Origin of the sequence: Halomonas sp. AOP13-D3-9 (assembly GCF_052379125.1) — a bacterium.
Taxonomy (GTDB): Bacteria; Pseudomonadota; Gammaproteobacteria; order Pseudomonadales; family Halomonadaceae; genus Vreelandella.
Map to the genome: position 1 here is coordinate 216630 of NZ_JBQSYH010000003.1, position 12416 is coordinate 229045.

Below are 12416 nucleotides of genomic sequence, written 5' to 3' on the forward strand. Positions count from 1 at the left end.
CCACCGACGACACCGGATACCTCAATGAAAGATACGATAGTTTCACTGCTCGAAGGCGCAGTTACCGCGCTCAAGCACCAAGGCGTGCTGCCCAACGACCTTCAGCCCAGCATCAAAGTCGACCCTACCAAAGATAAAGCCCACGGCGATTACGCCACTAATCTGGCGCTAATGCTGGCAAAACCGGCCGGCAAAAACCCGCGTGAATTAGCCAACGCGCTGGTAGCAGCACTACCAGAAAGCGACGCCATCCAAAAAACCGAGATTGCGGGCCCCGGCTTTATCAACTTTTTCGCCGCCGCCGACGCCGCCGCGCAAATTGTTGCCCAAGTACTCGACTGTGGCGACACCTTTGGCCGCAGCATGGTGGGCAAAGGCGAGAAAGTGCAGGTTGAGTTCGTTTCCGCCAACCCCACCGGCCCGCTCCATGTCGGTCACGGCCGTGGTGCAGCGATTGGCGACTGCCTCTGCCGCCTGCTCGAAGCCACCGGTTTTGATGTCACCCGCGAGTTCTACTACAACGACGCTGGCGCCCAGATCGCCAACCTGGCCCGCTCGGTACAAGCGCGAGTGAAAGGCTTAGGCCCTGACGACGATAGCTGGCCCGAAGACGGCTATCGCGGCGAGTATATCGTCGATGTAGCCACCGACTACCTGGCAGGCAAAACGGTCAGTGCCGATGACCGCGAAGTCACCGCCAAAAAAGACCCGGATGATTTAGAGGCGATTCAAGAGTTCGCCGTGGCGTGGCTGCGCCGCGAGCAGGATCTGGACCTCAAAGCCTTCGGCGTCGAGTTTGACGTCTATTTCCTAGAGTCATCGCTCTATGAACATGGCAAGGTAGACGCCACCGTTGAGAAACTGGTGAACGCGGGCCACACCTATGAAGAAGATGGCGCCATGTGGCTGCGCACCACCGACTTCGGTGATGACAAAGACCGCGTGATGCGCAAACAGGACGGTGGCTATACCTACTTCCTGCCCGATGTGGCCTACCACCTGGACAAATGGCAGCGCGGCTTCAAAACCGTGATCAACGAACAGGGTGCCGACCACCACTCCACCGTTACCCGCGTACGCGCCGGTTTGCAGGCGCTGGAAGTGGGCATTCCCAAAGGCTGGCCCGACTATGTGCTCCACCAGATGGTCATGGTCACCCGCTCCGGCGTTGAGGTAAAACTCTCCAAGCGCGCCGGTAGCTACGTCACCGTGCGCGACTTGATCGACGAAGTAGGCCGCGATGCCACGCGCTTCTTCCTCGCCGCTCGCCGCGCCGACTCACAGCTCACCTTTGATATCGACCTGGCCCGCTCGCAGTCCAACGACAACCCGGTTTACTACATCCAGTACGCCCACGCCCGGGTCTGCAGCATGCTGCGTAAAGCCCAGGATGCCGACCAGCCATTTGATCATGCCCTGGCACTGGCCAACCTGGCGCTGCTGGACAGTGACCAGGAGAAAGCCGTCCTAAACCGTTTAGCGCGCTTCCCTGAAGTCGTTGAAACGGCTGCCAAAAATCGTGAACCCCAGCAGGTTGCCCAGTATCTGCTCGACCTTTCCGGCGACTTCCACACCTGCTACAACGCTGTCAAAGTCATGGTCGAGGACGACACCCTACGCAATACCCGCCTGGCGCTGGGCCTTGCCACCCGTCAAGTGCTGCGCAACGGGCTTGATTTAATGGGGGTTAGCGCCCCAGAGGAGATGTAAGTAATGGCTAGCCCGCGTAAAAAGCCCGCCCCCCGCCGCGGCGCCACCTCGCAGCGCAAGTCCTCCCGCAGCTCAGGCGGGGGCTTTCGCCTACCCGGCTGGCTGTGGGGCCTTGCCGGTATGGCGGCTGGCTTCTTTTTGGCGCAGCACCAGCACGGCACCGCCCCCTGGCAAGAGCAGCCGAGTGAAACGCCCCAGGCCACGGTGATGCCCAAGCCCTCAGGTAGTGAAGAGCGCGCTGCCGCTCGGGAAACCGAGGAGGCCGCCGAGCCGTCAATGCCGACGTTTGAGTTTTACACCTTGCTGCCAGAAACCGAGGTCATTGCGCCAGGCGTTTCGCTCCCTTCCAGCGTTGTGCGCCCGGAAGCACCCGAACAGGCAGCCGATAGCGATGCGGCTTCTGGCGCCGCAGGTGACGACCCCATTGCCCAGGTTATTGCCGCCAATACCCGGCCTGAAGACCAGGTCTCGGCGGCCCAGGAGAATGAAGCGGCCACCAACACCCCAGGGCGCTATATGCTTCAAGCAGCTTCATTTCGAAAAGCAAGCGACGCCGAACAGCTGCGCGGCCGGCTGCGCAATTTAAGCCTGCTGGCGGAAATCAGCGAAGTACAGGCGGATGGCAATACCTGGCACCGGGTACAGGTGGGGCCTTACGAGGACACCCGAGAGCTGAACCGGGCCCAGGATTTAATGAATACCCAGGGTATCGAGCCGCTGCTTATTCAACTGCAAAACTGATAATCCCCTCCTGAATACCCTGCGGGCGGTTGATTTTTTATCAGCCGCCCGCATTTTGTTGTGAATCGCTTTTTTTACGGTCGCCTGCAGCGGCCGATCAGTCATCGGGAGCGCGCCTCCCCCCAAGGAGTTATCTCCATGACCACCATTGTCTCTGTCCGTCGTGGTAACCAGGTCGCCCTCGCTGGCGACGGCCAAGTGTCGCTGGGCAATACCGTAATGAAGGGTAACGCCAGCAAAGTACGCCGCCTCTATCGTGGCAAAGTACTGGCCGGGTTTGCCGGTGGCACTGCGGACGCCTTCACGCTGTTTGAGCGCTTCGAAGCCCAGTTGGAAAAGTACCAGGGCCATTTGACCAAGGCCGCCGTTGAGCTGGCCAAAGATTGGCGCACCGACCGGGCGCTGCGCCGTCTGGAAGCGTTGCTGGCCGTCGCCGACCATAGCGCCTCGCTGATCATTACCGGTAACGGTGATGTGGTCGAGCCCGAGCGCGGCATTATCGCCATTGGCTCTGGCGGCAACTTCGCCCAGGCCAGCGCTCGAGCGCTGCTGGAAAACACCGAGCTGTCGGCGCGTGACATCACCGAGAAGTCGTTGGCGATCGCTGGTGATATCTGTGTATTCACCAACCACCACGTAACGCTCGAAGAGCTGTCGATTGACGGTCGCTAATTAGTCCACGCGACCACCCAACGCTGCTTAATGCACATTTAAGGTTACCGATATGACTCAGATGACACCCCGCGAAATTGTTCACGCCCTGGATCAGTACATTATTGGTCAGCAGGATGCCAAACGTGCCGTTGCCATCGCCCTGCGCAACCGCTGGCGCCGCATGCAGCTCGATGACGACCTGCGCCCGGAAGTCACGCCTAAAAATATTTTGATGATTGGCCCCACCGGCGTGGGTAAAACCGAGATTGCCCGCCGCCTGGCCAAGCTGGCCAAAGCGCCGTTTATCAAAGTGGAAGCGACCAAGTTTACCGAAGTTGGCTATGTAGGCCGGGACGTTGAGTCGATTATTCGCGACTTAATGGAAGCCGCGATCAAGATGGTGCGCGAACAGGCCAAAGAAGAAGTCAGCCACCGCGCCGCAGATGCTGCAGAAGACCGCGTACTGGATGCCCTGCTGCCGCCGCCGCGGGGTCAGGAAGATAAGCCCCGTGAAGACAACGGCACCCGCCAGACCTTCCGCAAGAAGCTGCGCGAAGGGCAGTTGGACGATAAAGAGATCGATATCGAAATCGCCTCCCAGGGCCAGGGCATCGACATCATGACCCCGCCGGGCATGGAAGAGATGACCAGCCAGCTGCAGAGCATGTTCTCTAACATGGGCCAGCAGAAGCGCGAAAACCGCCGCGTTACGGTGAAAGAGGCGCTGGTACTGCTGCGCGATGAAGAAGCGGGCAAGCTGGTCAACGAGGAAGAGATCAAGGCCCGCGCGGTCTATTCGGTGGAACAACACGGTATCGTGTTCCTGGATGAGATCGATAAAGTCGCCAAGGGCAGCGGCCAATCCAGCGGTGGCGAAGTCTCCCGCGAGGGTGTTCAGCGCGACCTGCTGCCACTGATCGAAGGCTCCACTGTGTCGACCAAGTACGGCATGGTTAAGACTGACCACATTCTGTTTATCGCCTCCGGCGCGTTCCATCTGTCGCGCCCGTCGGACCTGATTCCAGAGCTTCAGGGGCGTCTGCCGATTCGCGTTGAGCTCGATGCGCTCACGCCCAACGATTTCAAGCGCATCCTTACTGAGCCTTCTGCGTCGCTGACCAAGCAGTATCAGGCGCTGCTGGCCACCGAAGGGCTCGACATTGAGTTTACTCCCGACGGTATCGAGCGTATTGCGCAGATCTCCTGGCAGGTCAACGAAGGCACCGAAAACATCGGCGCCCGCCGCCTGCACACAGTGATGGAACGGCTCTTGGAAGAGGCCTCTTTCCGAGGTGGCGATATGGAGAGCCCGCTGGTGATTGACGGCGACTACGTCAACGCTCAGCTTGGCGAACTGGCGGTCGACGAAGACCTGTCGCGGTATATTTTGTAAGCCGCCCACGGGCTGTCATATTAGGCATTGTCAGCAGCAGCTTGCCCGCTTTTACGGTCAAGCTGCTGTGCTAATAAATAGGCGTTTAAAGAGGCCCACCGATGAATGCCCCTATCCCCAATCGGGTTCACTACCATAAGCAGGCCCGCGAGTTGGAACTTGGCTACGCCAGCGGCGAAAGCTACCGACTGCCGGTGGAGTTACTGCGCGTCTACTCCCCCTCTGCCGAGGTACGCGGTCACGGCGGCGACACGGCGGTATTGCAAGTGGGTAAAAAAGACGTCGGCCTGCAAAATATTACCCAGGCGGGCAACTACGCGCTGAAACTACACTTTGACGATGGTCACGACAGCGGGCTGTTCAGCTGGAACTATCTGTATGACCTCGCCACCCACCAAGAGGCCTACTGGAATAACTATTTGCAGCGCCTAGAAGAGGCCGGTGCCTCGCGCGAGCCCGCCAGCATTCAATTCAAACAACTGTGACCACCTGACTCAGGCCCCTTACCAGAAGCCAGGCAGACAAGCCCGGGTGGAGAAGGCTACAATGGCGTTAACTTTTAATCGCGTCGACCCATAGGTCAAAAGACTTAGGGTTGATTTGCCACCGCCTCGAATTCGGGAGCTACTGCCCAATGAGCCCCACAGAAAAACGCACCACTGACTTTGGTTTTCAGGAAGTCCCCGTTGATGAAAAAGCCTCGCGAGTGGCCGATGTCTTCCACTCCGTGGCTGCCCGCTACGATGTCATGAACGACCTGATGTCCATGGGCATCCACCGGATATGGAAACGTATGACCATCGAGCGCGCAGGCGTGCGCCCCGGTCAACACGTGCTGGACATCGCGGGCGGCACCGGGGATTTAACCCTTAAATTTTCCCGTTTGGTCGGCCCCCGGGGCAAAGTCGTACTCGCCGATATCAACGCCTCAATGCTTAAAGTGGGCCGCGACAAACTGATGGATAACGGCGTCGGCGGCAACGTCGAGTATGTGCAAGCCAACGCCGAAAGCCTGCCGTTTCCCGACAACAGCTTCGACTGCATCACCATCGCCTTTGGGCTGCGTAACGTCACCGACAAAGACGCCGCGTTGCGCTCCATGGCCCGTGTGCTCAAGCCCGGTGGTCGGCTACTGGTGCTGGAGTTCTCCAAGCCCAACAACCCACTGCTTTCCAAAGCTTACGATGAGTACTCCTTCCGCCTGCTGCCCAAAATGGGCGAACTGGTGGCGGGGGACGGCGATAGCTACCGCTACCTGGCGGAATCGATTCGCATGCACCCGGACCAGGAAACGCTCAAAGCCATGATGGAAACGGCAGGTCTCGAGCGGGTTGAGTACACCAACCTGACCGGCGGCATCGTGGCACTGCACCGCGGCATTAAGCTATGAATGTTTGTGCTCTGACTTGTTGTGCCCTGACGTTTTCTGCCAAGAGGTCAGCATGCTGGTAACCCCGACCCTGCTGCTGGCCGGTTGTGAACGCACGCTCAACGCCCTACTTTCCCGTGACCCGGCGGCGCCTGCACGGCTAGCGGCGTTGGCGGGTAGTCGGTTATTGGTGCGCCTGGAGCAGCCTCACTTAGCGCTGGTCATTCACTACCATCACGCCGGGCTCGACCTGATGCGCGGCGATGACGTTGATGAAACTGACGTAGACGCCGTGGTCGAACTCACCCCAGAAACGTTTTCCGAGTGGCTCAGCGGGGCGTCGGTTGAGCGCCTTATGTTTGACGGCAAACTGGCCGTCCGCGGGCGCATCCACCTGCTCGAAGCGACCCGCGACCTGCTCTTCGACCTGGATATCGACTGGGAGAACGAGCTGGCCCACTGGCTGGGCGATCTGCCCGCCCACTCCCTGGCCGAAGGCCTGCGCCGTGCTGCCCGCTGGGGGCTACGCGCCAAAGATGAGCTGATGCAGGATGTATCGGAGTATGTCTTTGAAGAGGCACGCCTGCTGCCAGGACGGCAGCAGCGTAGCCTACTCCGCGAGCACCTGACCGAGTTAGAGGTGGCGACCGATCGCCTGGAAGCGCGCCTAAACCACTTACAGCGACGATTAGAACAGCTGCAGCCTGCGCCACAGGAGTCACGCCCATGAGCCTGCGTCTGCTGCGGATAAGCTGGGTGATCAGCCGCCACCGATTGGACACACTGCTGCCGTTAGAGCGGCTGCCCTGGTGGCTCCGGGCGCTGCTGTGGTTTTCTCCGCTACGTTTGATCCCCGTTGGCAAGCGCTCACGGGGCGAACGACTGCGCCTGTCGCTGGAAGCACTGGGGCCGATTTTTATTAAATTTGGCCAGATGCTCTCGACCCGCCGCGACCTGCTGCCAGCGGATATCGCCGATGAGTTGAAACGCCTGCAAGATCAGGTGCCGCCTTTCCCGGGCGAACAAGCCGCCGCCCGCGTCGAGAAAGCGCTGGAAATGTCGCTGGAAGAGGCCTTTGCTGAGTTTGACCGAGTGCCACTGGCCTCGGCGTCGATTGCCCAGGTGCACGCGGCAAGGCTGCACGGCGGTGAGGACGTGGTGGTGAAAATCATTCGCCCCGGTATTGACCGCGTAATGCGTCAGGATATGGCGCTGATGTACCAAGTCGCCAAGCTATTTTCCAAAATCCCCGAAGCGCGCCGTTTGCGCCCGGTGGAAGTCATTCGCGACTACGAAGCCACGCTGTTTGACGAGCTGGATCTTTACAAAGAGGCCGCCAACACCTCGCAGCTTAAACGGAACTTTAAAGACTCACCGCTGCTGTTTGTACCCACCATCTACTGGCCCTTCACCCGCCGCCATGTGATGGTACAGGAACGTATACGCGGCATTCCGGTCGCCGATTTAGATACCCTGATTGCCCGGGGCACCAACCTTAAAAAGCTTGCCGAACGCGGCGTTGAGCTGTTCTTTACCCAGGTATTCCGTGACAATTTCTTCCACGCGGATATGCATCCGGGCAATATCTTCGTCAACTGCGACAATCCCGAAGACCCTCAGTATATTGCCATCGACTGCGGCATCGTGGGCAGTCTGACCCGGGAAGACCAGGACTATCTGGCGCGCAACCTGCTAGCGTTTTTCCACCAGGACTATTACGAAGTCGCTGCACTGCATATTGAGTCCGGCTGGGTGGGTGAAAACACCCGTGCCAATGAGTTCGCGGCGGCGATTCGTACCGTTTGCGAACCCATATTAGAAAAGCCGTTGAAAGATATCTCCTTCGGTCAGGTGCTGCTGGGGCTGTTTCAAACCGCGCGGCGTTTTAATATGGAAGTGCAGCCGCAGCTGGTACTTTTGCAAAAAACGCTGCTCAATATTGAAGGCCTGGGACGCCAGCTCTACCCTGATCTAGATCTGTGGAGCACCGCCAAGCCCTATTTAGAGCAGTGGATGAAAGAGCGTGCGGGGGTCAGCGGTTTATGGGAGTCGATGAAACGTCAGGCACCGGAACTTTCACGCCAGCTACCTGAGTTGCCAGTACTCGCGCACCAAGCACTTAGCCGTATGGAGCACGAGCATCGACAACGCCACCAGCAGGTCGACTCGATCAACGCCATGCGCGAACAAATGGCACGCCAGGGCAAGCGGCTATACCGTCTCAGGATTGGCTTGATTTTACTGGCGCTGGCACTGGCTTGGCAGCCATTAAGCGGTTGGATTGCGCTTCAGGAGTGGCCGATACTAGCGGCCGCGGCCATTGGCCTACTGCTGTTAGTGTGGCAATAGAAGGGCGTGATTCAACGACTATGAGGATTTCCATGGACAATAACTCGCTATCGCCTAGCAATACGCATGTACTTGATACGCTCAATGAGGTATTAAAGCAGCGGCGCCATGCAGCGGCGGAAGATTCTTATGTTGCCTCCTTGCATCATAAGGGCTTGAACAAGATACTCGAAAAGGTGGGCGAAGAAGCGACCGAAACAGTGCTGGCGGCAAAAGATGCTGAGCACGGTGGAGAGGCTGAACGCCAGGCGTTGATTTCTGAAACCGCCGACCTGTGGTTTCATAGTCTGGTGATGCTGTCGCACCTGGGGATGGATCATCAAGCTGTGTTAGACGAGCTGGCAAGGCGCGTTGGCATTTCCGGACATGCGGAAAAAGCCGCCCGCCAGCCGTAGTTGACACCTGTGGTTGACACATATAGCGGTCAAACAAAGTGTCGCATGGTGGTAACGTGGGTGTCGTATGGTGTTCATACACATAGGGTGGTTACACTCAATAGTGACGACATTTGCATCAACGTTTGCATCAACGGTTTCATCAACAACCAAGAAAGTTAATCTGCTCCCATGAGGAAACGCATATGTTAGGTGGCATTAGTATTTGGCAGTTGCTGATTGTTCTGGGCATTATCATCCTGGTTTTCGGCACCAAAAAACTGCGTAACGTGGGCACCGACCTGGGCGGGGCGGTCAAGGGCTTCAAGAAAGCCATCAACGACGAAGAGAAAAATAAAGAGTCTGATAAAGAGGAGGCCGACCAGCCCCATGCCAAGGTGAGCCATGAAGAGCCTGGTAACACTTATGACGTTCAAGCAGAAGAGAAAAAAGCGGCTGAAAGCCGCCCCTCGGATGCCCACAACGAAGAGCGCAAATAAACCATGCTGGATATCGGTTTTCTTGAACTGATGCTGATTGGCGTCGTCGGGCTGTTGGTGCTGGGTCCCGAGCGCCTGCCCCGCGCGGCCCGAACGGCGGGCATGTGGATTGGCAAAATCAAGCGTACGGTATCCGGTATGCAGCGTGAAATCAGCGCCCAGCTGGAAGCAGAAGAGCTACGTCAAAAGCTTAACGAGCAGCAGCAGAAACTCGATGACAGCTTGAAGAAAGCCAAGCTGGATGTAGAGAGCATTGCTGATACGCCCTCAGACGCTGCGCCAGCGAAGCAGAGCGACACTGAACAGCGGGTTGCCAAGGCCAGTTCCCGGCTGGATGACGCCCTGCAAACGGTGCGTGAAGAAACGCCTCCATCTTCTTCCACCCCAGCGGAGCTCGCCCGCGACGCTGAAGCTGAAACGGCTACACCTGAATCGGCTGCACCTAATACGGCTGAATCTGAAAAGGATCGTAATCACCAATGAGTATGTCTGGCGATTCAAAGGAGCCGCGGGAAGAACAGAGCCAAGCCCCCCTGATTGAGCACCTGATCGAGTTACGCTCGCGGCTAATGCGTGCCGTGATCGTGATTTTGGTGGTCTTTTTGGGCCTCTACTCCTTTGCCAATGATATCTATACCTTTGTGGCCGAGCCGTTAATGGCGCTTCTGCCTGAAGGCTCGCAGATGATCGCCACGGAAGTGGCTTCGCCGTTCTTGGCGCCGTTTAAGCTCACCTTGGTTGTGGCGGTGTTTATCGCTATTCCCTTCGTACTGCACCAAGCCTGGGCCTTTATCGCCCCAGGGCTTTACGACAATGAAAAAGCGCTGGCGATTCCGATTCTGGTTTCAAGCATTGCGCTGTTCTACGGCGGCGCGGCGTTTGCCTATTACGTGGTTTTTCCGCTGCTGTTTGAGTTTTTTACCCAAACAGGACCTGAAAATGTCGCCGTGATGACCGACATCAACCAGTATTTGAACTTTGTTCTGAAGCTGTTTTTTGCCTTCGGTGTAGCCTTTGAAATCCCTATTGCGACTTTTTTGCTTATTTTATCTGGCGCCACCACAGTAGAGAGTCTGTCTAAAAAGCGCCCCTATATTCTGCTGGGCTGCTTTGTTGTCGGCATGCTGCTTACCCCGCCGGATGTGATTTCTCAGAGTCTGCTGGCGATTCCGATGTATTTGCTTTATGAAGTCGGGCTATTGTTTGGTCGCCTAGTGCGCAAGCGTAAAGAGGAGAAAGAGGCTGCTGAAGAGCAGGAAGCAGATATCTAAGCGCTCGAGGCAGTACTCAGATAGTTAACAGCCGCCGCCATTTACCATGGCGGCGGCTGTTGTATCAGCACAGCGTCGAGCTTAATCCATCATTTCTGCAATACGATCTACCAGCTTAAAAATACCGGTAGCGGCTTCACTGATCCGCGTTGCCAGCATATAGGCTGGCGTAGTGACCACACGATGCTCAAGGTCAACCACTATATCTTCTACGCTACAGGTACGGTGCAGCCCCCCCATGGCGCTAATTGCCCCGGAGACCGCCGGGTCATTGCCCACCGTTACCGCAATGCCATCATCGAACAGGCGGGGCACTATGACAGGCGCAATACACATTAAACCTATCGGCTTGTTTTCTTGTCGAAAGCCAATCAACCCCTCTTTTAGTGCCTCTAACACCTGCATATTGTCACCGGCACTGGCAAAGTCCGACAGGTTCTTGGCGACGCCAAAACCACCGGGGACAATGACAGCATCAAAATCATCCGACACTAATTCGTTCAATGGGAGAATGTCACCCCGTGCCAGGCGGGCAGACTCCAGCAGCACGTTACGCTGCTCGCCCTCAACGACTTCTTGGGTGAGGTGGTTAACTACATGGTGCTGATCAATATCCGGGGCAAAGCAACGGTAATCGATCCCCAACTGATCCAGGCGCAACAGCGTCAGCGTGGTCTCATAAATTTCCGAACCATCGTAAACGCCGCAGCCGGCTAAAATCACTGCCACCTGTTTGGTCATGCCTATCTCCTTATCCCAGGGTCTGCCGAAGGCAATACAGCAAAGCAATCGCTCACTTTAGACACTCTGTCGTGTTGTCACAAGGCGGCTTTCGCCGCAAGGCATGGCTGATATACTCCCTCCAGGCCTTCAGGCATGTTTATTTACGATCCTTAATGTTCACGTTACCTGATCTTTACCACTGCTAATGGAGAGACACCTTGAGTACACCCACTGCCCGCCATTTTCCCGCCACGCGCATGCGCCGTATGCGCCGCGATGATTTTTCACGCCGGTTGATGCAGGAGAACAGCCTAAGTCCATCAGACTTGATTCTGCCGGTATTTGTGCTTGAAGGCACAAATCAGCGTGAGGCTGTCGCCTCCATGCCCGGCGTTGAGCGGCTCTCGATCGACCTTTTGATCGAGCAAGCCCGCGAGGCGTATGCACTAGGCATCCCTGCGCTGGCACTGTTTCCTGTGGTTGGCCCCGAGCACAAGAGTGAGCTTGCCGAAGAGGCCTATAGCGCCAGCGGTTTAGTCCAGCGCAGCGTACGCGCCCTTAAAGAGGCGCTGCCCGACTTGGGTATTATCACGGATGTGGCGCTTGACCCTTATACCAGCCATGGGCAGGACGGTATCCTTGATGAACACGGCTACGTGCAGAATGACCGCACGGTGGATACGCTGCTTAAACAGGCGCTTTCACATGCCGAAGCCGGTGCCGACGTGGTCGCCCCTTCCGATATGATGGATGGCCGGATCGGCGCGATTCGCCAGGTATTAGAGCAAGAGCACCTACACAACGTGCGTATTATGGCCTACAGCGCCAAATACGCCTCGCACTACTACGGGCCTTTTCGCGATGCGGTCGGCTCGGCTGCCAACTTAGGCAAAGCGGACAAGCGCACCTATCAAATGGATCCCGCTAACAGCGATGAAGCGCTCCACGAAGTGGCCATGGATATCGCCGAGGGCGCCGATATGGTGATGGTCAAGCCCGGCATGCCCTACTTGGATATCGTGCGCCGGGTAAAAAGCGAACTGCAGGTGCCCACCTTCGCTTACCAAGTCAGCGGCGAGTACGCCATGCACCGCGCCGCCTTCGACAACGGCTGGCTGGAAGCGGAGCCGGTGATACTGGAGTCGTTGATGTGCTTCAAGCGGGCAGGCGCGGATGGCATTCTGACTTACTTTGCCCTTGACGCCGCGCGTTTACTTCAGCAACGCTAAGATGACAACCAGGTGACACCTGTTTGTCATCTTCTCCCCGCATACTGCACTGATAGACCAGTATCAGGCTATGATACCTTCGAGCTATTAACGCGGGGAGATC

The 12416-nt window shown here is 57.3% G+C and carries 14 protein-coding genes; 13 read left to right on the forward strand and 1 reads right to left on the reverse strand.

Annotated features, from left to right (window positions below; all coding sequences use genetic code 11):
* The first annotated feature begins 24 nt into the window (after positions 1-24).
* From argS to tatC, 12 genes are all read left to right on the forward strand, one after another.
* On the forward strand, positions 25-1710 hold the full coding sequence (argS, locus tag ACT3UM_RS04730; protein ID WP_498896566.1) for an arginine--tRNA ligase: 1686 nt from the start codon (positions 25-27) through the stop codon (positions 1708-1710).
* A 3-nt stretch (positions 1711-1713) separates the two neighbouring features.
* Positions 1714-2451, forward strand: a complete 738-nt coding sequence (locus ACT3UM_RS04735; protein ID WP_498896568.1) for an SPOR domain-containing protein — start codon at positions 1714-1716, stop codon at positions 2449-2451.
* A 138-nt stretch (positions 2452-2589) separates the two neighbouring features.
* The gene (hslV, locus tag ACT3UM_RS04740) at positions 2590-3123 is read left to right on the forward strand and encodes an ATP-dependent protease subunit HslV (RefSeq protein WP_113268993.1); all 534 of its coding nucleotides are present in this window, start codon (positions 2590-2592) and stop codon (positions 3121-3123) included.
* 52 nt (positions 3124-3175) lie between these two features.
* Positions 3176-4498 (forward strand): ATP-dependent protease ATPase subunit HslU, encoded by a 1323-nt coding sequence (gene hslU / locus ACT3UM_RS04745; protein ID WP_144811563.1) that lies wholly within the window; start codon positions 3176-3178, stop codon positions 4496-4498.
* Between the two features lie 101 nt (positions 4499-4599).
* Positions 4600-4983, forward strand: coding sequence for a gamma-butyrobetaine hydroxylase family protein (locus ACT3UM_RS04750; RefSeq protein ID WP_498896570.1), 384 nt, complete (start codon positions 4600-4602; stop codon positions 4981-4983).
* A 149-nt stretch (positions 4984-5132) separates the two neighbouring features.
* Entirely contained in the window at positions 5133-5888 is a 756-nt protein-coding gene (ubiE, locus tag ACT3UM_RS04755) for a bifunctional demethylmenaquinone methyltransferase/2-methoxy-6-polyprenyl-1,4-benzoquinol methylase UbiE (RefSeq protein WP_144811567.1), read from the forward strand.
* Positions 5889-5940: 52 nt separating this feature from the next.
* Complete coding sequence (locus ACT3UM_RS04760) at positions 5941-6597, forward strand: ubiquinone biosynthesis accessory factor UbiJ (RefSeq protein ID WP_498896573.1); 657 nt, start codon at positions 5941-5943, stop codon at positions 6595-6597.
* Complete coding sequence (gene ubiB / locus ACT3UM_RS04765) at positions 6594-8216, forward strand: ubiquinone biosynthesis regulatory protein kinase UbiB (RefSeq protein WP_498896575.1); 1623 nt, start codon at positions 6594-6596, stop codon at positions 8214-8216. Before ACT3UM_RS04760 ends, ubiB begins: the two co-directional genes overlap by 4 nt.
* A 32-nt stretch (positions 8217-8248) precedes the next feature.
* The gene (locus ACT3UM_RS04770) at positions 8249-8611 is read left to right on the forward strand and encodes a phosphoribosyl-ATP diphosphatase (protein WP_498896577.1); all 363 of its coding nucleotides are present in this window, start codon (positions 8249-8251) and stop codon (positions 8609-8611) included.
* Between the two features lie 185 nt (positions 8612-8796).
* The gene (tatA, locus tag ACT3UM_RS04775; protein WP_498896579.1) at positions 8797-9090 is read left to right on the forward strand and encodes a Sec-independent protein translocase subunit TatA; all 294 of its coding nucleotides are present in this window, start codon (positions 8797-8799) and stop codon (positions 9088-9090) included.
* A 3-nt stretch (positions 9091-9093) separates the two neighbouring features.
* Positions 9094-9573, forward strand: coding sequence for a Sec-independent protein translocase protein TatB (tatB, locus tag ACT3UM_RS04780; RefSeq protein WP_498896581.1), 480 nt, complete (start codon positions 9094-9096; stop codon positions 9571-9573).
* The gene (gene tatC / locus ACT3UM_RS04785) at positions 9570-10361 is read left to right on the forward strand and encodes a twin-arginine translocase subunit TatC (protein ID WP_498896583.1); all 792 of its coding nucleotides are present in this window, start codon (positions 9570-9572) and stop codon (positions 10359-10361) included. Before tatB ends, tatC begins: the two co-directional genes overlap by 4 nt.
* 81 nt (positions 10362-10442) lie before the next feature.
* Here the strand turns inward: tatC and elbB are convergent, their stop codons facing one another.
* The gene (elbB, locus tag ACT3UM_RS04790) at positions 10443-11102 is read right to left on the reverse strand and encodes an isoprenoid biosynthesis glyoxalase ElbB (RefSeq protein WP_498896585.1); all 660 of its coding nucleotides are present in this window, start codon (positions 11100-11102) and stop codon (positions 10443-10445) included.
* A 200-nt stretch (positions 11103-11302) separates the two neighbouring features.
* Between elbB and hemB the strand changes: the two genes are divergently transcribed.
* On the forward strand, positions 11303-12313 hold the full coding sequence (gene hemB, locus ACT3UM_RS04795) for a porphobilinogen synthase (protein WP_498896587.1): 1011 nt from the start codon (positions 11303-11305) through the stop codon (positions 12311-12313).
* Positions 12314-12416: the final 103 nt, after the last annotated feature.